This is a genomic window from Pseudomonas sp. NFX5, from assembly GCF_049132125.1.
GTDB classification, from domain to species: domain Bacteria; phylum Pseudomonadota; class Gammaproteobacteria; order Pseudomonadales; family Pseudomonadaceae; genus Aquipseudomonas; species Aquipseudomonas marginalis.
The window spans coordinates 190,173-209,425 of sequence record NZ_JAFMZG010000014.1 but is presented as its reverse complement, the minus strand read 5'-3'; the positions used below and the strand labels follow the sequence as shown (position 1 = coordinate 209,425).

Below are 19,253 nucleotides of genomic sequence, written 5' to 3'. Positions count from 1 at the left end.
CCGATTAGCTAGCGACGATATTGACCAGTTTGCCAGGCACCACGATCACTTTGCGGATCGTCAGGCCTTCGGTAAAGCGCAGCACGTTCTCGTTGACCCGTGCGGCCGCTTCGACTTCTTCACGGCTGGCACTGGCCGGCATGTCGATCTGGCCGCGCAGTTTACCGTTGACCTGGATCACCAGTTGCAGCGTGTCCTGTACCAGGGCGCTGTCATCCTGTACCGGCCAGCGCGCATCGATGACCGCGTCGCTATGGCCCAGGCGGCTCCACAGTTCGTGGCTGATGTGCGGTGTGATCGGCGCCAGCAGCAGGGTGACCGTTTCCAGGCCTTCCTGTACCAGTGCGCGATCCTGTGCGGTGGCTTGCGGGGCTTTTTCCAGCACGTTCATCAGCGTCATCACCTGGGCGATGGCGGTGTTGAACTTGTGGTTCTGGCCCACGTCCTGACTGGCCTGCTTGATGGCCAGGTGGGTACTGCGGCGAATGAGTTTCTGCTCGTCGCTCAAGGACGCTACGTCCAGCTTGGCCGGCAGGCCCTGGCTGACATGGGCGTGCGCCAGGCGCCAGACGCGCTTGAGGAAACGGTGCGAACCTTCGACGCCGGAATCGGACCATTCGGCGCTCATGTCAGGCGGCGAGGCGAACATCATGAACAGGCGGCAGGTGTCGGCGCCGAACTGGTCGATCATCGACTGAGGGTCGACGCCGTTGTTCTTCGACTTGGCCATCTTCTCGGTGCCGCCGATTTCCACCGGCAGGCCGTCGGCGATCAGTTTGGCGCTGATGACCTTGGCCTTGCTGTCGCGCTCGAGCTCGACGTCCGCCGGGTTGAACCAGGTGTAGGCGCCATTGGCTTCGCGACGATAGTAGGTCTCGGCGATCACCATGCCCTGGGTCAGCAGGTTCTTGAACGGTTCGTTGGAACTCACCAGGCCTTCGTCGCGCATCAGCTTGTGGAAGAAGCGCGCGTACAGCAGGTGAAGGATGGCGTGTTCGATACCGCCGATGTATTGATCCACCGGCAACCAGTGGTCGGCTGCGGATTTTTCCACCAGGCCGCCTTCATAGTGCGGCGAGGCGTAGCGGGCGTAGTACCACGAGGACTCGACGAAGGTGTCCATGGTGTCGGTTTCACGCCTGGCCGGCGCGCCGCATTTCGGGCAGCTGCATTCGTAGAACTCGGGCATGCGCGCCAATGGCGAACCGGCGCCGTCCGGCACCACGTCTTCCGGCAGGACGACCGGCAACTGGTCTTCCGGCACCGGTACGTCACCGCAGGTCTGGCAGTGGATGATCGGGATCGGGCAGCCCCAGTAGCGCTGGCGGCTGATGCCCCAGTCGCGCAGGCGGAACTGGGTGCGCGAGGCGCCGAGGTTCTTCTTGATCAGTGCCACTTCGATGGCGTCGAAGGCGCCGGCGAAGTCCAGGCCGTCGAACTCGCCGGAGTTGATCAGCGTACCGTGCTCGCCATAGGCGTCTTGCCACGGGGCCGGGTTGGTGTCGCCGGAACTGGTGCGCACCACTGACTTGATCGGCAGGTTGTATTTGGTGGCGAATTCAAAATCGCGCTCGTCGTGGGCCGGCACAGCCATTACTGCGCCATCGCCGTAGTGCATCAGCACGTAGTTGGCGACCCATACCGGCAACTTCTCGCCGGTCAGCGGGTGCTCGACGAACAGGCCGGTCGGCAGGCCTTTTTTCTCCTGGGTGGCGACGTCGGCTTCGGCCACGCTGCCGCCTTTGCATTCGGCGATGAACGCCTGCAGCTCAGGATTGTTCTGTGCGGCCTGGGTGGCCAGCGGGTGCTCGGCGGCCACGGCGACGTAGGTCGCGCCCATCAGGGTGTCCGGACGGGTGGTGAAGACTTTGAGTGCGCCAGCTTCGCCGATGGAGTCGACGTTGTAGGGGAACTGCACTTCCATGCCCTTGGACTTGCCGATCCAGTTGCGCTGCATGGTCTTGACCTGTTCAGGCCAGCCCGGCAAATCGTCGAGGCTCGACAACAGTTCATCCGCGTAGGCGGTGATCTTGAAGTAGTACATCGGGATTTCGCGCTTTTCGATCAGCGCGCCGGAGCGCCAGCCGCGACCGTCGATCACCTGTTCGTTGGCGAGGACGGTCTGGTCGACAGGGTCCCAGTTCACGGTGCCGCTTTTTTTGTAGATCACCCCTTTTTCGAACAGGCGGGTGAACAGCCATTGTTCCCAACGGTAGTAATCCGGCTTGCAGGTGGTGACTTCGCGGGACCAGTCCACCGCCAGGCCCAGGCTGCGCAGCTGGGTCTTCATGTAGGCGATGTTTTCGTAGGTCCACTTGGCGGGGGCCACGTTGTTTTTCATCGCGGCGTTTTCCGCCGGCATGCCGAAGGCGTCCCAACCCATGGGTTGCAGGACGTTCTTGCCTTGCATGCGCTGGTAGCGGGAGATGACGTCGCCGATGGTGTAGTTACGCACATGCCCCATGTGTAGCTTGCCGCTGGGGTAAGGGAACATCGACAGGCAATAGAATGTCTCCTTGCCTGGCTGTTCACTGACTTCAAAGGACTTTTGCTCGTCCCAGAAGGTTTGGGCGGCATTTTCTATTTCACGGGGCTGATATTGTTCGTGCATGGCTACTTTTGAACTGAATAGGGGTGGCCTAATCCTCTTCGGTGCAACGTTCAGGTTGTTCGACACCAAAAAGCGGCGCGTCCGTGCCCAAACCCTGCGGGAAGTGGAGTTACAGGAAGCGCCGTAGCATACATGACCCCACTCTATCGAGGGAAACCCTGATTGCGCGGCAAGGGCCGTCTGTCGCGGCGCCGGGCAGGCGCCCCCACGGTGACTACGCTGTTTATTGGGGAGCAGTTCTTTCTTCAATGAGGTGAGGGGATGGTTGAATCGCAGCGAATCGCAACGAAACCGGAAATCTACGAAGGACTGATCGACCGATTGGGTCGTGCATTGGATGCAGCGAGGACCGCGGGCCGATTGCGTGATGAACGGCCCGTCGAGTTGGAACTGCGCGGCTTGAGCCGTGCGGAGCTGGAACTGATCAAAGCTTACCTGGAACGTAATAGGCGCAGTGCGCCTCCTTGGGTGGCAACCCCGCCAGCCAAAGAGCCTACGCACTCAGCCAAGGTGGTGTGGCTCAAGGACTTGTCGGCCGGTCGTGGCCCGGAAAGGCTCCGGTCCGCCCGCTTCAAGTAGTTCACTCCCCAGGAACACATCATCGTGCCATGTCACTGTAAAGATTGTCGCTAAACCCCGTTACACCTTAGGCTTCGGGCATCTATGGAGATGCCCGATGCCTATTCGTTATTTCATCAAACAACTGCTCCTGCCACCCGGCATTCTCTTGCTGCTGCTGGCCCTTGCCTGGTGGTTTCGTCGCAGCCGCCCCCGTTTGGCCGGCTGCTGCTTTGCCCTCGGGTTTGGCGGCATGTGGTTGATCAGCCTGCCGGTGGCGGTGCAGTGGGGCGCACGTGCCCTGGAGACCGAACCACCGTTGGCCCGTGAAGACTGGTCGACCCTGGCCCGCCGCGCCGATGCCATTGTGGTGCTGGGCTCGGGACGCGAGCGCGGCGACCCGGCCTGGGGTTCTGATCAGCCGACCGGTATCGGCCTGGAGCGCCAGCGGTATGCCGCGCGACTGGCCAAGGCCTCCGGGCTGCCGGTGCTGACCACCGGTGGCCTGCATTACGGCACGCCGCCCAGCGAGGCGCAGTTGATGGCGGTGTCGATGCAGGATGACTTCGGCGTTGCTGTGCGCTGGAAGGAAGAACGCAGCCGCACCACCTGGGAAAACGCGCAGATGAGTGCCGGGATTCTATTGCCCGAGGGCATCAAGCGTGTGGTGGTCGTGACCCAGGCCTGGCACATGCCGCGGTCGGTGTGGAGTTTTGAAAAGGCCGGCTTCACCGTGGTGCCGGCGCCGGTGGGGTTCCTTGGCGTGGACAACGCTCGGCCGCTGGGCGGTTGGATGCCGGAGTTCAAGTCGGTGTGGCAGAGCGGGCAGTTGATCAATGAAGCGGTGGGGCAGCTAGGCTACCGGTTGTTCTATCGATAACCCTGCTGATTAAAATGCAGATCAAAGTGTGGGAGGGGGCCAGCCCCCTCCCACATTTTGTTTCGCGTTGGCTGTTAAACGGTTTTGGCCATCCGGCCTGCCAGCAACGCCCAACCAAACAGCGCCAGGCACACGATGATCAGCGGCCACGAGCGCCATTGCAGGTACGGCGTCAGGTTGTGCATCGGCACCACTTCGCCGTAGAGAATGCCGCGTTCGAACTGCGGGATCTGCACGGTGATCTGCCCAAACGGGTTGATCAACCCGGTCACGCCATTATTGGTGGCGCGGATCATCCAGCGGCCAGCCTCCAGCGCACGCATCTGCGCCATTTGCAGGTGCTGCAAGGGGCCGATGGAGCGGCCGAACCAGGTGTCATTGCTGATGGTCAGCAGCAGGTCGCTCTGGGCTGAAAGGCCGGCGGCGAACTCCGGGTATACCACTTCGTAGCAAATGAACGGCGCAATCTGATAGCCCTTGGCTTGCAGCATCGGCTGGTCGGCAGGGCCCCGGGCGAAGTCCGACATGGGCAGGTCGAAGAAGGCAATCAGGCCGCGCAGCATGTCCTGCAGCGGCACGTACTCGCCAAACGGCACCAGTTTCTGCTTGAGGTAGGTGCCGTCACCTTCACCCACCACGGTGATGCCGTTGAAGTAGCGCTTCTGGTGATGCACTTCCTGGCGTATCGGCACGCCAGTGATCAACGCGGTGTGCCGGTCGGCCGCAAACTTGCCCATCATTCCCAGGTAGCCCTCGACGGACTCCTTGAGCACCGGCACCGCCGTTTCCGGCCACACTAGCAGGTCGACCGGCTTGGAGCTGAAGCTCATGTCGCGGTACAGCGCGAGCTGCGCATTGAGCTGCTCGGGGTCCCACTTCATGCTTTGTTCGACGTTACCCTGAATCGCGGCAACGCTCAGCGGCGCGCCGGACGGCGTGGTCCAGGCATGATGCTTGAGCGCCAGGCCGATGGCCCAGGGCGCTACCAGCAACACCAGGCCGGCGCCGATAAACCCATTGCGTTTGCCGGCCAGCAGGCGCGGCAGGTTGCACAGCAGGGCGGCCGTCAGCGCCAGGGCAAAGGAAATCAGCCACATCCCGCCTACTGGCGCCAGGCCGGTTAGCGGGCCGTCGAGCTGGCTGTAACCGGAATACAACCATGGGAATCCGGTGAGGAACCAGCCGCGAAAGGCTTCCTGGCCGACCCACAACGCGGCAAACGTGAGCGCATCCGCCAACGGCGCTTCATTGCGACGCAGCCAGCGCGCCCACAGCCAGGCGGGCAGGGCGAAGAACCAGGCAATGGCGGCGGTGAACAGCAGCATCAGGAACCCCGCCAGCAGCACCGAAGCGCCGCCGAAGTGGTGGATGCTGTAGTAGATCCAGCTGGTGCCGGCGCCAAACAGGCCGAACCCGAAGCACCAGCCACGGCCCAGGGCCTGGCGCGGCGTCAGCTCCCGCAGCCCGACATAGAACAATCCGACCGCAACCAATGCAAACGGCCACAGGTCGAACGGCGCCAGCGCCAGGGTGGTGATGGCGCCGGCCACCACGGCCAGCAGATTACCGGGCCAGCCGGGGCGGGTCAGACGGCGCATATCAATCCTTAGCGGGCAATAGGTGTCAGGCGGATCAAGTGGATGCGGCGGCTGTCGGCATTCAGGATGCGGAAGCGATAGGCGCCGATCTCGGTGGTTTCGTTACGCTTGGGCAGGTGCCCGAACGCACTCATCACCAGGCCACCGACGGTGTCGAACTCGTCGTCGGAGAATTCGCTGTCGAAGAACTCGTTGAAGTTCTCGATCGGCGTCAGCGCCTTGACCAGGAAGTCACCGCTGGGCAGCGGCTTGATATAGCTGTCTTCTTCGACGTCGTGTTCGTCTTCGATGTCGCCGACGATCTGTTCCAGCACGTCTTCGATGGTCACCAGGCCCGCCACGCCGCCGTATTCGTCGATCACAATGGCCATGTGATTGTGGTTGGCGCGAAATTCGCGCAGCAGCACATTCAGGCGCTTGGATTCAGGCACGAAGGTGGCCGGACGCAGCAAGTCCTTGATGTTGAAGCTGTCACCGTTCTCCTTGAGGATAAGCGGCAGCAGGTCCTTGGCCAGCAGGACGCCCATGACGTCGTCATGGCTTTCGCCGATCACCGGGTAGCGCGAGTGCGCCGAGTCGATCACGGCCGGGAGGAATTCCCGTGGGGTCTGGGTCGCCTTGATGCTGATCATCTGCGAGCGCGGGACCATGATGTCCCGAACCTGCAGGTCAGCCACCTGGATGGCGCCTTCGACGATGGCCAGCGCTTCGCTGTCCAGCAACTTGTTCTGGTGGGCCTCGCGCAGCAGCTCCAGCAGCTCCTGGCGGTTTTTCGGCTCGTGGGCAAAAGCCTGGGTCAGTTTACCCAGCCATGACTTTTGCCCGTTGCTCGATCGGTCTTCGCTCATAGCGATTACTCTAAATCCTTTGATGTGACAGTTGAGTGTTGATCAGTTTTCGTCGTCTGCATATGGATCCGGGTGACCCAATTCTGCAAGCAACGTTCGTTCCAGTGCTTCCATTTCCTCGGCTTCTTCATCGTCTATATGGTCGTAACCCAAGAGATGCAAGCAGCCGTGGATGACTAGATGGGCCCAGTGAGCCTCAAGTTCCTTGCCTTGTTCCTTCGCTTCACGCTCGACCACCTCGACGCAGATCACCAGGTCGCCCAGCAGGGGGATATCCAGCAACTCATCGGGTACGTCGGCGGGAAACGACAGCACGTTGGTCGCGTAGTCCTTCTGGCGCCAGGTGTGGTTCAGCTCGCGGCCCTCGGGCTCGTCCACCAGGCGGATGGTCAGTTCCGAGTCGGCGCTGCGCTGGCGCAGGGCCAGGGCGCACCATTGACGGAACTGTTCTTCGCTGGGGGCGGGCGCTTCGGTGGCCAGCTGCAGGTCAAGCTCAAGCATCGCGGCGAACGTCCTTGGCCGCTGCGTCATCGCGGTGGTCGAAGCGCTCGTAGGCTTCGACAATGCGCTGCACCAGCGGGTGGCGGACCACGTCCTTGGGCATGAAGTGCGTGAAGCTGATACCCGGCACGTCCTTGAGCACCTCGATCACCTGGGCCAGGCCGGACTTGGTGCCCTTGGGCAGGTCGACCTGGGTGACGTCACCGGTGATCACGGCGGTGGAGCCGAAACCGATCCGGGTGAGGAACATCTTCATCTGCTCGACGGTGGTGTTCTGGCTTTCGTCGAGGATGATGAAGCTGTTGTTCAAGGTGCGGCCGCGCATGTAGGCCAGCGGGGCGATCTCGATCACCTGGCGCTCGATCAGCTTGGCCACGTATTCAAAGCCGAGCATCTCGTACAGCGCGTCGTAGAGCGGGCGCAGGTACGGGTCGATCTTCTGGGCCAGGTCGCCGGGCAGGAAGCCGAGTTTTTCACCGGCCTCGACCGCTGGGCGCACCAGCAGGATACGGCGTACTTGCTCACGCTCCAGGGCGTCGACCGCACAGGCCACGGCCAGGTAGGTCTTGCCGGTACCGGCGGGGCCGATGCCGAAGTTGATGTCGTTGCCGAGGATTTCCTTGACGTAGCGCTGCTGATTCAAGCCGCGCGGGCGAATCATGCCTTTTTTGGTGCGCAGGGCCACGCTGGCTTCGGCCACCGGGTTGTTGGCCAGGTCTTCCACGGCGGATTCCTGCAGGTACAGGTGCACCGTTTCCGGCGACAGCTCGCTACCCTTGGTTTCACGGTAGAGGCGGCGCAGCAGGTTTTCTGCAGACGTGGTGTGTTGGGGTTCACCAATAAGCTCGAACTGATTGCCGCGATTGCGGATCTCGATGCTCAGGCGTTGCTCGATCAGGCGCAGGTGCTCGTCGAACTGTCCGCACAGGTTGGCGAAACGGCGAGCCTCAAAGGGCTCGAGGAGAAAACGATGGGGTTCTGCTATGGGTGCGTTCAAGGTTGCTTTTAGCCGCCCTTTGGCTGTTTAGGTGAAAGAGAGGATAACGCCAGTGACGCGGGTACGAAAGCACTTACGTCATTGGAATGTTGCACGGTTCCAATGTGGGAGGGGGCTTGTCCCCCTCTCACCTTTATTGCACCAGCGAGCCGCGCAGCGAGTGCGGTTGCGCCGCATCGATATGCACGTCGGCAAACTGACCGATCAATGTCGGATTATCGCAACGGAAGTTGACGATCCGGTTGTTCTCGGTACGGCCCTGCAATTCACCAGGGTCTTTTTTCGAGTAGTCGGTGACCAGGATGCGCTGGATCGAACCGACCATTTGTCGGCTGATCTCGAAACCCTGCTGGTTGAGGCGATGTTGCAGCGCGTTCAAGCGCTCTTTTTTCAGCGCTTCCGGGGTTTCATCCAACAGGTCCGCCGCCGGGGTGCCGGGGCGCTGGCTGTAGACGAACGAGTAGGAGAAGTCGAAACCGACGTCTTCGATCAGCTTCATGGTCTGCTGGAAGTCTTTCTCGGTTTCGCCGGGGAAGCCGACGATAAAGTCCGAACTGATGCAGATGCCCGGCACCGCTGCACGCAATTTGCGCAGTTTGGATTTGTATTCCAGGGCGGTGTGGTTGCGTTTCATCGCCGAGAGGATGCGGTCCGAGCCCGACTGCACCGGCAAGTGCAGGTGCTTGACCAGTTCCGGCACGTCGGCATGGGCCTGGATCAGGCTGTCGGAGAATTCCAGCGGGTGCGAGGTGGTGTAGCGAATGCGCTCGATGCCATCCACCGCAGCGACCACGCGGATCAACTCCGCCAGGTCAGCCAGGCGCCCGTCGTGGGTCAGGCCGCGATAGCCGTTGACGTTCTGGCCCAGCAGGGTCACTTCGCGCACGCCGTTTTCGGCCAGGTGGATGATTTCTGCGAGCACGTCGTCAAACGGCCGGCTGACCTCTTCACCACGGGTGTAGGGCACCACACAGAAGGTGCAGTACTTGCTACAGCCTTCCATCACCGACACGTAGGCGCTCGGCCCGTCGATGCGCGGTTCGGGCAAGTGGTCGAATTTTTCGATTTCCGGGAACGAGACGTCGACCTGGGGCAGCTTGGTGATGCGTGCGGCGTCGATCATTTCCGGCAGGCGGTGCAGGGTCTGTGGGCCGAAGACCACGTCGACATACGGCGCACGGTCGCGGATCGCGGCGCCTTCCTGGCTGGCCACGCAACCGCCGACGGCGATCACCATGTCCGGGTTGGCCAGCTTCAATTCGCGCCAGCGGCCCAGCTGCGAGTACACACGGTCCTGGGCCCGCTCGCGGATCGAGCAGGTATTGAGCAGGATCACGTCGGCATCTTCGGCGCGGGCGGTGACTTCCAGGGCCTGGTGTTCACCCAGCAGGTCGACCATGCGCGAGCTGTCGTACTCGTTCATCTGGCAACCGTGGGTTTCGATATAAAGCTTCTTGGCCATGGGAATCGTCAACTGGTGGTAAAGAACCGCGCATTATAGGGGTCATGCCCATCGGTTCCTAGCACTGTGCATCGGGTGCCATGCTATAGTTCGCGCCCTCTTTTATATCCCCCATGTGTTCCTCACCCACCATGACCAAACGTGAAGCTCCAATCTATAAGGTGATTTTCCTCAACCAGGGCCAGGTGTTCGAAATGTACGCCAAGCAGATCTATCAAAGTGATCTGTGGGGTTTCCTGGAAGTGGAAGAGTTCGTCTTTGGCGAGCGCACACAGCTGGTCGTCGACCCGGGCGAGGAAAAGCTCAAGGCCCAGTTCGAAGGCGTGGTGCGCAGTTTTGTGCCGATGCATTCGATCGTGCGCATCGACGAAGTCGAGCGCCTGGGCACGCCGAAAATCAGCGAAGCCCGGGGCATGAGCAATGTCATGCCGTTTCCGATGCCGATGCCTGAGAAGTAAAGTCTCTTGATGAATTTGTAGGACGCTTCTGAAATGCACCTGTAGTGCATGGACATTCTGCTGGAAAAGTAGCAGTTTTCGTCCATGCCGAGGGGGTGCCATGACTACATCAAGAATAAAATGCCTCGAAGTTTTCCCGTACTTCAACACTGTTAAACCACACCATTAGTTAACGCCGAGTTTCTTCTCACGCAGTCATTAACGAACTTATCTGTTCGGGAGTAGCCCCGTGCGCGATCCTCGCTATGACATTCTGTTTGAACCGGTGCAAATCGGCCCGGTTCGCACCCGCAACCGTTTTTATCAAGTTCCCCACTGTAATGGCATGGGCCATGTGCACCCCTCGGCCATGGCCCGCATGCGTGGCATAAAAGCCGAGGGCGGTTGGGGCGTGGTTTGCACTGAAGAGTGTGAAATCAGCCCGCTGAGCGAGTTCTCCCCTTACATAGAGGCGCGCTTGTGGGATGAACGCGACATTCCGGCACTCGCACTGATGTGCGAGGCGGTCCACCAGCACGGTTCACTGGCCGGCATCGAATTGGCGTTCAATGGTTACTCCGCGCCCAACCGCTACAGCCGTGAAATCCCCTGGGCGCCCTCCAATACGCCGGTGCGTGGTTATGACCCCGTCCAGGCGCGGGCCATGAGTCGTGCCGATATCCAGCAGTTACGCGCCATGCACCGCGCAGCCGCGCTGCGGGCGCGGGACGCGGGGTTTGACATCATCTATGTCTATGCCGGGCATGACCTGAGTGTGCCTTTCCATTTCCTCACACCACGTAATAACCGCCGCACCGATGAGTACGGCGGCGTGCTGGAAAACCGCGTGCGCCTGCTGCGCGAACTGATTGAGGACACCCGCGATGCGGTGGGTGATCGATGCGCCGTGGCGGTGCGCCTGGCGGTGGATGAGCAGATGGCCGGCGGTCTGTGTCGCGAGGGCGAAGGGGCTGAAGTTTTCTCGATGCTGGCGGACTTGCCGGACTTGTGGGATGTGAATGTCGCCGATTGGTCCAATGACAGCGTCACCGCGCGCTTTGCCTCGGAAGGTTATCAAGAGGCCTTCCTGCTGGGGCTCAAATCGCTGACCTGCAAGCCGGTGGTAGGCGTCGGGCGGTTCACCTCGCCGGACACCATGGCCTCCATGGTCCGCCGTGGCGTTCTCGACCTCATTGGTGCGGCCCGCCCTTCGATTGCCGATCCTTTCCTGCCAAAAAAGATTGAAGAGGGGCGCGCTGAAGAGATCCGTGAATGCATTGGCTGCAATGTGTGTGTCAGTGGCGATCACACCAGCACGCCTTTGCGCTGTACTCAGAATCCGACCATGGGCGAGGAGTGGCGGCGCGGCTGGCACCCGGAGGCGGTGAAGCGGGCGGATGAGCCAGGGCGCGCGCTGGTGGTCGGCGCCGGCCCTGCTGGGCTTGAGTGCGCGCGGATACTGGGCGCGCGAGGGATGGACGTTGCGCTTGTGGACAGCCAGCGCACGCTGGGCGGACGCGTAGCCTTGGAGGCGCGGCTTCCGGGGCTGGCGAGTTGGGCGCGGGTCATCGATTATCGACTGGATGCCTTAAGCCGCCTGGCATCGGTCGAGGTTTATCGGGAAAGTCCTTTGCAGGCCCAGGACGTCCTCGACTTTGCTGCCGAGCATGTATTTATCGCCACCGGCTCTCGCTGGCGGCGGGACGGGTTGGGGCGCGCCCTGCGGTGGGTGTTACCGGGCCTGGAGTGCCTGCCCGTGCTGACGCCGGACGATCTGATGGCGGGTGTACTACCGCCTTCACCGGTGCTGCTGTTCGACGACGATCACTATTACATGGGCAGTGTGTTGGCCGAGCACCTGGTGGCGCGGGGACTCGACGTGATATTCGTCACCCCTGCGGCGGATGTGGCGGCCTGGACCCACAACACCCTGGAGCAGCATCGCATCCAGCGCCGGCTGCTGGAGTTGAATGTCACGATCATCCCGTCCCATACACTGGTCAGTGGTATGCCGGAAGGTGTGCTGGCAGGGTGCGTCTACACCGCGCGGACCTCCTTCATTCCAGCCGCATCACTGGTGTTGGTCACCTCCCGCGAGCCCGAGCAGGCGCTGTTTCAGGCGTTGAATAACGCACCCGAACAATCACTGGCGGCCGGTATCAGTACGCTGACCTTGATCGGCGACTGTATGGCGCCGGGCACGATTGCTGCGGCGGTGTATTCCGGGCATCGAATGGCACGAGAGTTTGATGCGCCTGCTGATTCTTTGTTTCTACGACGAGAGATTCCGTTTATCGAAGTGTAGCCAGTCCTGCTGTTTGATTAATAACGAGGAATACAATAATGAAAAAAATAATCCTGATGTTATTCGCCATGTTATTTGTAAGTGCGCCACTCGTTGCCAGGGACTATGCGGTAATTCGTTTCGGTGCCGACCCCAACTATGCGCCGTTTGCCTATAAGGACAGTGCGGGAACTTTGACCGGTTTCGAAGTTGATATAGGCAATGCTCTATGCGCGCGTTTGAAGATTCGCTGCCAATGGGTCGAAAGCGACTTCGACGGACTGGTCCCGAGCCTGAACGCCGGCAAGATCGACGCAATCCTGGCTTCAATGACGGTTACTGAAGCACGGCAAAAGGTGATCGATTTTTCCTCGGAGGTGTTTTCCAGTCCCACTGCCATGGTATTCCGCCCCGGCACTGAACTGGCCAAGGGGACGGCCGTTGGCTACTTACAGGGCAGTACCCAGGAAACCTATGCCCGCCAAGTGCTTGTTAAACAGGGCATGAAGGTCGTGGCGTACGCCGATCAGGAGCAGGTGTACGCCGACCTGGTGGCGGGCCGCTTGCAGGCTTCGCTGCAAGATGCTCAGCAGGCGCAAAGCGGATTTTTGCGCTTGCCCCAAGGCGCGGGGTTTGTGCTGGGACCGTTGATTGAAAGCGAACTGATGCCCTCCCAAAGTGCCATTGGTATCGCCAAGGGCAATCACGCGTTAAAAGCCTTGCTGGACAAAGGGCTGGCCGCCCTGCACGCGGATGGCACCTATGCCCGGTTACAGGAACAGTACTTCCCGGGTGTGGACATGTTCAGCGGTCAATGATCGGCGAGGGCGCAACCATGCTACCTACCTTCACGCAGTTCGCTGCGACCCTGGAGGGCTTCGCGCCGTTGTTATTGCGCGGTGTCTGGGTCACGTTGCAACTGGCGCTGCTGTCGCTGCTGCTGGGGCTGACATTCGGCCTGCTCGGTGCGGGCGCCAAGTTGTCCGGGTGCAGGGCCTGGCGCTTCTGCGCACAGCTCTACACCACCCTGATCCGTGGGGTGCCGGACCTGCTGTTGATGTTGTTGATTTTCTACGGAGTGCAAACCGGTTTGAGTCGTCTGACGCAGGAACTGGGCTGGGCCTACATCGAAATCGACCCTTTCAGCGCAGGAGTGCTCACCCTGGGGTTTATCTACGGCGCCTATTTCACCGAAACCTTTCGCGGCGCCTTGCTGGCCGTGCCTCGCGGTCAGTTCCAGGCCGCCAAGGCCTTGGGCATGACCTTCAGCCAAGGTTTTGTGCACGTGATATTCCCGCAAATGATGCGGTTCGCCCTGCCAGGGCTGGGCAATAACTGGATGGTTTTGCTCAAGGCCACTGCGCTGGTATCGATCATCGGCCTGGCGGATTTGATCAAAGTGGCCCAGGTAGCGGGCAAGAGCAGCCAGCAGGTGTTGGCCTTTTTGCTGATGGCGGCGTTGATCTACCTAGTGCTCAGCAGCGTTTCAAACCTCGTATTGCGTTGGTTGGAGCGTCGCTACTGCGGGGGTGTGCAGGAGTCGCCGCGATGATCGAGCTGATTCAGGAATACTGGCGGCCCTTGCTCTACTCCGACGGTCAACAACTGACGGGCCTGGCCATGACCCTATGGCTGACCAGTGCCTCGCTGTGTTTCGGCCTGCTGCTTGCACTGCCACTGTCCATTGCCAGGGCGTCCTCCCGGCGCCGGTGGCGTTGGCCGGTGCAAAGCTTCACCTATCTGTTTCGCGGTACGCCGCTGTATATCCAGTTGCTCATCTTCTACACCGGGATCTACAGCATTGCCGCAGTGCGTGAGCAACCACTGCTGGATGGGTTTTTCCGCGACGCACTGAACTGCACGCTGCTGGCGTTCGCCTTGAATACCGGGGCCTACACCACGGAAATACTGGCGGGTGCCATTCGAGCGACGCCGCGTGGTGAAATCGAGGCTGCAAGGTCCCTGGGGTTCGATGGCTGGAAGCTGTATGTCCACTTGATCATGCCTTCGGCCCTGCGCCGCGCATTGCCCTACTACAGCAATGAAGTGATCTTCATGCTGCACTCCACCACGTTGGCGTTTACCGCCACCGTGCCGGACATCCTCAAAGTGACCCGGGATGCCAACGCTGCCACCTTCCTGACCTTCCAATCCTTCGGCCTCGCCGCAGCCCTTTACCTGTGCATCACCTTTGCCTTGGTCGGTCTGTTTCGCCTGGCAGAACGGCGATGGCTGCGCTTTCTTGATCCGGGCCGATAGGGGGTCGATATGCAGACTCATGTGCATGAGTTACTGGCGGCCGTGCCAGGTACGACGCGACAGATCCATAGTTTTCATTACGGTCCGGGCAATGCATCGGGGAAGGTCTATCTCCAGGCGTCGCTGCATGCCGATGAGCTGCCGGGGATGCTGGTTTTATGGCATCTCAAGCAACGGTTGGCGCAGCTGGAAGCGGCCGGGTTGTTGCGTTGGTCGGTCGTCCTCGTGCCGGTGGCCAATCCGCTGGGGTTGGAGCAAGTGCTGATGGATGTGCCCCAGGGGCGCTTCGATAACGACAGCCGGGAGAACTTCAATCGTTTCTTCCCTGATGTCAGCCAGCAGGTCGGTGATTGCGTGCAAGGTCTGTTGACTGATGATCCTGCCAGCAATCTGCAGCTGATTCGTTCGAGCCTTCGGCAAGCGCTCGCCAGCCAAGTGCCGGCGACGCAATTGCAGTCAATGCGCCTGACCCTGCAGGCGCTGGCCTGTGACGCCGATATCGTGTTGGACCTGCACTGTGATTTCGAAGCCGTGCAGCACTTGTACCTGTCGCCGGATTTCTGGCCACAGGTGGAACCCCTGGCCCGCTACTTGGGCGCCAGGGCCTGCTTTTTGACAAAAGAGGCAGGCGGGCAATCGTTCGATGAGTGCTTTACGTTGTTTTGGGAGCAGATGCAGGCGCGTTTCCCTGGGCGCTTTTCGCCACCCGGGTTCGCTGTGACGGTTGAGTTACGAGGGGTTGCCGATGTGGACCATGGGCTGGCACGTCAGGATTGCCAGGCTTTGATTCAGTACCTGATTCAGTGCGGAGCCATTGATGGCCAGACGTCATGCCCGCCGGCATTACTCAACCGGCCGACGCCGTTGGCCGGGGTAGAGCCCGTGATGAGTCCGGTGGGAGGTTTGATTGTGTTTTGCGCGCAGGTGGGCGATTACCTGGAGGCGGGGCAAACCCTGGCCGAAATCATTGATCCGATCACCGACCGCGTCACACCGGTGGTTTGTACGCGTGGGGGGCTTTTGTATGTTCGTTCAGTGCGGCGAATGGCAACTGCGGGAATGACCATTGCCCATGTCGCAGGTGCGAAGGCCTATCGACAGGGGTATCTGTTATCGCCTTGAGCATCAGGGCAGGGGTGAGAAGGGCGAGCGCCCATCGGCGCTCTGCAGCTCCAGCAGGTAGTTGCGGAAAATCTGCCCCAGGACCTGGGTGGCCACTTCCAATTCATCGCGTTGCATGTGCTCGGCGACTTCGTCGGCGGTGTCCAGCGCGTCTTCGGCGCCGTTGACCGCGGCCATTTTCAGCACGATATAGGCCTGGACGTTATTGGCCGGCACGCCTTCGCCTTTGAAGAACATGGTGCCCAACTGGAATTGCGCCTGGGCGTGGCCCTGCAGCGAGGCTTTCTCGAAGTAGCTCAAGGCTTTGTTGAGGTCACGGGCCGGGTTCTTGCTGTCGTGGTAGTACTCGCCCAACTCGTATTGCGCCTGCGCATCCCCATCGTCGGCCTGTTTCTGACACGCGCTCAGGGCTTCGGCCTGGCTGTCCGGCTGGGTATTGAGGGTGCAACGACCCATCGCTGGGATTAACAACGAGTTGCCGCCTGCCTGGGCTTGTGCCAGCAGCGGCTGAAGGAGCAACAGGCAGCCCAGTACCAGGGTGCGGCCGGTGCGTTTCATGGGAATCGACTTACCTCTGACGGGGCGCGCGGATCCTCTCGGGATCCAATAAGCGCGCATTATGAAATAAGCAGGCCTCTGCTTACAAAGTCTTTACTCGTTTTTCTGCTGCTTGGGCAAGTTATCTGCCGGATTGCAGGTAAATTCTCGGAAAAATAAGGAAATCCCTGTAGGCAAAGTAGCAAATCTGACGCCGCCCACAGCGACGTCAGGTTTTTGCTCCGGCTTATTTCAGGGCGGCGAAGGCGCGCTCGGCGGCATCCAGAGTCAGTTTCAGCTCGGCATCGCCATGGGCGATCGAGGTGAAGCCGGCTTCGAAGGCACTCGGCGCCAGGTACACGCCGCCCTCCAGCATCAGGTGGAAGAAGCGCTTGAACAGGTCGGCATCGCTGCCCATCACATCATCAAAGGTGACGATGTCATCGGCACCGCTGAAGTACAGGCCAAACATGCCGCCTGCTTGCGTGGTCACGAACGGGATACCGGCGGCGTCGGCGCGCTGTTGCAGGCCGTCCAGCAGGCGGGTGGTGTAGTCGGTCAGCTCGGCGTGGAAGCCCGGGCGGCTGATCAGGCGCAGGGTGGTCAGGCCGGCCGCCATGGCCAGCGGGTTACCCGAGAGTGTGCCGGCCTGGTACACCGGGCCCAGCGGCGCGATGTGCTGCATGATTTCGCGCTTGCCGCCGAAGCAGCCCACGGGCATGCCGCCCCCGATGATCTTGCCGAACGTGCTCAGGTCCGGCGTGACGCCGTAGTGCGCCTGGGCACCGCCGAGGGCAACGCGGAAGCCGGTCATCACTTCGTCGAAAATCAGCACCACGCCGTGCTTGTCGCACTGTTCGCGCAGGCCTTCCAGAAATCCTGGGGCGGGCGGCACGCAGTTCATGTTGCCGGCCACCGGCTCGACGATGATGCACGCCACGTCCTGGCCGACTTCGCTGAGCATCTGCTCGACGGCACCGATGTCGTTGAACGGCAGGGTCAGGGTGTGTTTGGCGAACGCTGCCGGTACGCCGGCCGAGCTGGGTACGCCTTGGGTCAGCGCGCCGGAACCGGCTTTGACCAGCAGGCTATCGGAATGGCCGTGGTAGCAGCCTTCGAACTTGATGATGCTGTCGCGGCCGGTGAAACCACGGGCCAGGCGAATCGCACTCATGGTGGCTTCGGTGCCGGAGCTGACCATGCGCACCATCTCCATCGACGGCACGATGCTGCAGACCAGATCGGCCATCTCGGTTTCCATGGCGGTCGGTGCGCCGTAGGACAGGCCGTGTTCCAGCTGCCTGCGCACGGCGTCCAGCACGTCGGGGTGGCTGTGGCCGAGGATCATCGGGCCCCAGGAGCCGACGTAATCCACGTAGCGCTTGTCATCTTCGTCGGTGACGTAGGCGCCTTCGGCATGCTTGAAGAACAACGGCGTGCCGCCCACGCTTTTGAACGCACGCACGGGGGAGTTCACACCGCCGGGGATGTGTTTCTGGGCATCGGCAAACAGGGTTTCGGAACGAGACATGGTGAGGGCTCTCTGAATTCAGGATTTGATTAATGCGTTGAAGGCGCGGGCGCGGCGCGTGACTTCCTGGGTACTGTCGGCACCGAACAGGCCGTGGACCACGGCCAGCAGGTCGGCACCCTGGGCCACCAACGGTCCGGCGTTTTCCAGGGTGATGCCGCCGATCACGCAGATCGGCACATGCAGGCGCTTGCGGGCCTCGGCGAGCATTTCAACGGTGGCGGCCGGAGCACCCGGCTTGGTGTTGGAATTGAAGAAGCGGCCGAAGGCGACATAACTGGCGCCTTCCTTCGCCGCCTGTTCGGCCAGTTCGATCTGGCCGTGGCAGGTGGCGCCGATGATCGCCTTGGAGCCGAGCAGCGCACGGGCCGGCGTCAGTGGGCCGTCGGTCTGGCCCAGATGCACGCCGACGCCCAGGCGGGCGGCCAGGTCGAAGTCATCATTGATAATAAGCTGGGTCTTGTAGCGCGAGCACAGCTCCCGCAGTTTTTCCGCTTCGCGCAGGCGCCGGGCTTCGTCGCTGCTTTTGTCGCGGTACTGCAGCAGGGTCACGCCACCGTCCAATGCCGCTTCGACGTAGGCGAGGAACTTGCCGGCCAACAGTTGGCTGTCGGTAATGGCGTAAAGGCCACGTAGTTTCATCGGGCAGGCCTCTTGCTGTTAAGAGCAGATAGTTACGAGCAGAAATCCAGCGGCAGCCGGCGCGGTACGAACTGGCCCTGGCCGAGTTGTTCGGCATCACGCAGGGTGCGCCAAGTGTAGTTAAGTGCCGACTGCACCGCACTCACCAGCCCTTCGCCTTGGGCGATCCGTCCGGCCAGGGCGCTGGCCAGGGTGCAGCCCGAACCGTGATAGCTGCCGGGCAGACGCTGGCAGGTAAAGGTCTGGCGCGTGCCATCACGGCTGTAGAGACGGTTGTGCACTTCATGCTCATCGCCATGGCCGCCGGTGATCAACAGGTGCTTGATGAACGGCAACAGCTTCGCGGCGCATTCGTCGGCGGTGCCCTCGGGCAGTTCGGCGAGGATGCGGGCTTCAGGCAGGTTCGGCGTGGCGATCAGCGATAACGGCAGCAGCCGCTCGCGCATGGCGTAGCCGACTTCGTCCTTGCCCAGGCTGCCACCGCCGCCGGCGCGCAGCACCGGGTCGCACACCACCGGCAGGTGCGGGTGCGCCTGCAGCAGTTCGACCACGGTGTCGACCATCGCGGTGGAGCCGAGCATGCCCAGCTTGACCGCCGCCACGTCGGAGTCACCGAGGACGGCATTGGCCTGGGCCATTACCCACTCACGGTCCAGTACGCGGAAATCGCTGACATTGACGGTGTTCTGCACGGTGAGGGCAGTGACGGCCGGGGCCGCATGGCAGCCTTGGGCGAGCAGGGCTTCGATATCTGCCTGCAAGCCGGCGCCACCACTGGGATCATGGCCGGAGAGACAGAGGACAACGGGGCGAGAGCTGTAGATATTCATGGTGCGCGAGCTTACCACCAAACGCTTTTGGCGGGGCCTTCGGGCGATGGTTGAATGTTGTCGCGCAAACGCCGCTTTTTTGGCGTGTGCTCGGCTGCGAAAACGCTCTGAAAGCCTTGTTCTAGAGCCTTTCAAAAAATTATTTCAATGGTGTCC

Annotated in this window: 18 protein-coding genes; 8 read left to right on the top strand and 10 right to left on the bottom strand. The window is 61.4% G+C overall.

Annotated features, from left to right (window positions below; translation table 11 throughout):
• Positions 1 to 4: 4 nt before the first annotated feature.
• Positions 5 to 2,611, bottom strand: coding sequence for a leucine--tRNA ligase (gene leuS, locus J1N02_RS09655; RefSeq protein ID WP_421147322.1), 2,607 nt, complete (start codon positions 2,609 to 2,611; stop codon positions 5 to 7).
• Positions 2,612 to 2,872: 261 nt separating this feature from the next.
• Between leuS and J1N02_RS09650 the strand changes: the two genes are divergently transcribed.
• Together J1N02_RS09650 and J1N02_RS09645 are read left to right on the top strand one after the other, a co-directional pair.
• Complete coding sequence (locus J1N02_RS09650) at positions 2,873 to 3,190, top strand: hypothetical protein (protein WP_115487516.1); 318 nt, start codon at positions 2,873 to 2,875, stop codon at positions 3,188 to 3,190.
• A gap of 97 nt (positions 3,191 to 3,287) precedes the next feature.
• Positions 3,288 to 4,049, top strand: a complete 762-nt coding sequence (locus tag J1N02_RS09645; RefSeq protein WP_421147321.1) for a YdcF family protein — start codon at positions 3,288 to 3,290, stop codon at positions 4,047 to 4,049.
• A gap of 74 nt (positions 4,050 to 4,123) precedes the next feature.
• On the opposite strand, the gene lnt is transcribed toward J1N02_RS09645, so the two are convergent.
• From lnt to miaB, 5 genes are all read right to left on the bottom strand, one after another.
• Positions 4,124 to 5,647 (bottom strand): apolipoprotein N-acyltransferase, encoded by a 1,524-nt coding sequence (gene lnt, locus J1N02_RS09640; RefSeq protein ID WP_027605249.1) that lies wholly within the window; start codon positions 5,645 to 5,647, stop codon positions 4,124 to 4,126.
• Between the two features lie 8 nt (positions 5,648 to 5,655).
• Positions 5,656 to 6,495, bottom strand: a complete 840-nt coding sequence (locus tag J1N02_RS09635; RefSeq protein WP_005791724.1) for an HlyC/CorC family transporter — start codon at positions 6,493 to 6,495, stop codon at positions 5,656 to 5,658.
• Between the two features lie 42 nt (positions 6,496 to 6,537).
• A complete protein-coding gene (ybeY, locus tag J1N02_RS09630; protein WP_027605250.1) occupies positions 6,538 to 6,996 on the bottom strand; it encodes an rRNA maturation RNase YbeY in 459 nt (152 codons plus the stop codon).
• Complete coding sequence (locus tag J1N02_RS09625; RefSeq protein WP_421147320.1) at positions 6,989 to 7,993, bottom strand: PhoH family protein; 1,005 nt, start codon at positions 7,991 to 7,993, stop codon at positions 6,989 to 6,991. Before J1N02_RS09625 ends, ybeY begins: the two co-directional genes overlap by 8 nt.
• Positions 7,994 to 8,126: 133 nt before the next feature.
• Positions 8,127 to 9,455 (bottom strand): tRNA (N6-isopentenyl adenosine(37)-C2)-methylthiotransferase MiaB, encoded by a 1,329-nt coding sequence (gene miaB / locus J1N02_RS09620; RefSeq protein ID WP_027605252.1) that lies wholly within the window; start codon positions 9,453 to 9,455, stop codon positions 8,127 to 8,129.
• Positions 9,456 to 9,586: 131 nt separating this feature from the next.
• On the opposite strand from miaB, the gene J1N02_RS09615 reads away from it, so the two are divergent.
• From J1N02_RS09615 to J1N02_RS09590, 6 genes are all read left to right on the top strand, one after another.
• On the top strand, positions 9,587 to 9,913 hold the full coding sequence (locus J1N02_RS09615) for a DUF1820 family protein (RefSeq protein WP_003215457.1): 327 nt from the start codon (positions 9,587 to 9,589) through the stop codon (positions 9,911 to 9,913).
• Positions 9,914 to 10,142: 229 nt separating this feature from the next.
• The gene (locus J1N02_RS09610; protein WP_027605253.1) at positions 10,143 to 12,197 is read left to right on the top strand and encodes an FAD-dependent oxidoreductase; all 2,055 of its coding nucleotides are present in this window, start codon (positions 10,143 to 10,145) and stop codon (positions 12,195 to 12,197) included.
• Positions 12,198 to 12,235: 38 nt separating this feature from the next.
• The gene (locus J1N02_RS09605; protein ID WP_115487522.1) at positions 12,236 to 12,994 is read left to right on the top strand and encodes a transporter substrate-binding domain-containing protein; all 759 of its coding nucleotides are present in this window, start codon (positions 12,236 to 12,238) and stop codon (positions 12,992 to 12,994) included.
• 17 nt (positions 12,995 to 13,011) lie between these two features.
• Positions 13,012 to 13,728, top strand: coding sequence for an ABC transporter permease (locus J1N02_RS09600; RefSeq protein ID WP_027605255.1), 717 nt, complete (start codon positions 13,012 to 13,014; stop codon positions 13,726 to 13,728).
• Positions 13,725 to 14,435 (top strand): ABC transporter permease, encoded by a 711-nt coding sequence (locus J1N02_RS09595; protein WP_027605256.1) that lies wholly within the window; start codon positions 13,725 to 13,727, stop codon positions 14,433 to 14,435. Before J1N02_RS09600 ends, J1N02_RS09595 begins: the two co-directional genes overlap by 4 nt.
• A 9-nt stretch (positions 14,436 to 14,444) precedes the next feature.
• Positions 14,445 to 15,557 (top strand): succinylglutamate desuccinylase/aspartoacylase family protein, encoded by a 1,113-nt coding sequence (locus tag J1N02_RS09590; RefSeq protein WP_027605257.1) that lies wholly within the window; start codon positions 14,445 to 14,447, stop codon positions 15,555 to 15,557.
• 3 nt (positions 15,558 to 15,560) lie between these two features.
• Here the strand turns inward: J1N02_RS09590 and J1N02_RS09585 are convergent, their stop codons facing one another.
• The 4 genes from J1N02_RS09585 to J1N02_RS09570 form a co-directional block, all read right to left on the bottom strand.
• Complete coding sequence (locus J1N02_RS09585; RefSeq protein WP_027605258.1) at positions 15,561 to 16,115, bottom strand: tetratricopeptide repeat protein; 555 nt, start codon at positions 16,113 to 16,115, stop codon at positions 15,561 to 15,563.
• Positions 16,116 to 16,341: 226 nt separating this feature from the next.
• Entirely contained in the window at positions 16,342 to 17,625 is a 1,284-nt protein-coding gene (gene hemL, locus J1N02_RS09580; RefSeq protein ID WP_027605259.1) for a glutamate-1-semialdehyde 2,1-aminomutase, read from the bottom strand.
• Between the two features lie 18 nt (positions 17,626 to 17,643).
• Positions 17,644 to 18,267, bottom strand: a complete 624-nt coding sequence (gene thiE, locus J1N02_RS09575) for a thiamine phosphate synthase (RefSeq protein ID WP_027605260.1) — start codon at positions 18,265 to 18,267, stop codon at positions 17,644 to 17,646.
• Between the two features lie 32 nt (positions 18,268 to 18,299).
• Positions 18,300 to 19,097: a hydroxymethylpyrimidine/phosphomethylpyrimidine kinase gene (locus tag J1N02_RS09570; protein WP_027605261.1), complete on the bottom strand. Its 798-nt coding sequence runs from the start codon at positions 19,095 to 19,097 to the stop codon at positions 18,300 to 18,302.
• Positions 19,098 to 19,253: the final 156 nt, after the last annotated feature.

What these genes read in the sequence shown, in the direction of transcription:
- J1N02_RS09605 (WP_115487522.1), top strand. Translation starts at nt 12,236, where the DNA reads ATGAAAAAAATAATCCTGATGTTATTCGCCATGTTATTTGTAAGTGCG.
- thiE (WP_027605260.1), bottom strand. Translation starts at nt 18,267, where the DNA reads ATGAAACTACGTGGCCTTTACGCCATTACCGACAGCCAACTGTTGGCC.
- miaB (WP_027605252.1), bottom strand. Translation starts at nt 9,455, where the DNA reads ATGGCCAAGAAGCTTTATATCGAAACCCACGGTTGCCAGATGAACGAG.
- J1N02_RS09590 (WP_027605257.1), top strand. Translation starts at nt 14,445, where the DNA reads ATGCAGACTCATGTGCATGAGTTACTGGCGGCCGTGCCAGGTACGACG.
- J1N02_RS09570 (WP_027605261.1), bottom strand. Translation starts at nt 19,097, where the DNA reads ATGAATATCTACAGCTCTCGCCCCGTTGTCCTCTGTCTCTCCGGCCAT.
- J1N02_RS09635 (WP_005791724.1), bottom strand. Translation starts at nt 6,495, where the DNA reads ATGAGCGAAGACCGATCGAGCAACGGGCAAAAGTCATGGCTGGGTAAA.
- J1N02_RS09585 (WP_027605258.1), bottom strand. Translation starts at nt 16,115, where the DNA reads ATGAAACGCACCGGCCGCACCCTGGTACTGGGCTGCCTGTTGCTCCTT.
- J1N02_RS09595 (WP_027605256.1), top strand. Translation starts at nt 13,725, where the DNA reads ATGATCGAGCTGATTCAGGAATACTGGCGGCCCTTGCTCTACTCCGAC.
- leuS (WP_421147322.1), bottom strand. Translation starts at nt 2,611, where the DNA reads ATGCACGAACAATATCAGCCCCGTGAAATAGAAAATGCCGCCCAAACC.
- J1N02_RS09615 (WP_003215457.1), top strand. Translation starts at nt 9,587, where the DNA reads ATGACCAAACGTGAAGCTCCAATCTATAAGGTGATTTTCCTCAACCAG.
- J1N02_RS09650 (WP_115487516.1), top strand. Translation starts at nt 2,873, where the DNA reads ATGGTTGAATCGCAGCGAATCGCAACGAAACCGGAAATCTACGAAGGA.
- J1N02_RS09645 (WP_421147321.1), top strand. Translation starts at nt 3,288, where the DNA reads ATGCCTATTCGTTATTTCATCAAACAACTGCTCCTGCCACCCGGCATT.
- J1N02_RS09600 (WP_027605255.1), top strand. Translation starts at nt 13,012, where the DNA reads ATGCTACCTACCTTCACGCAGTTCGCTGCGACCCTGGAGGGCTTCGCG.
- ybeY (WP_027605250.1), bottom strand. Translation starts at nt 6,996, where the DNA reads ATGCTTGAGCTTGACCTGCAGCTGGCCACCGAAGCGCCCGCCCCCAGC.
- lnt (WP_027605249.1), bottom strand. Translation starts at nt 5,647, where the DNA reads ATGCGCCGTCTGACCCGCCCCGGCTGGCCCGGTAATCTGCTGGCCGTG.
- hemL (WP_027605259.1), bottom strand. Translation starts at nt 17,625, where the DNA reads ATGTCTCGTTCCGAAACCCTGTTTGCCGATGCCCAGAAACACATCCCC.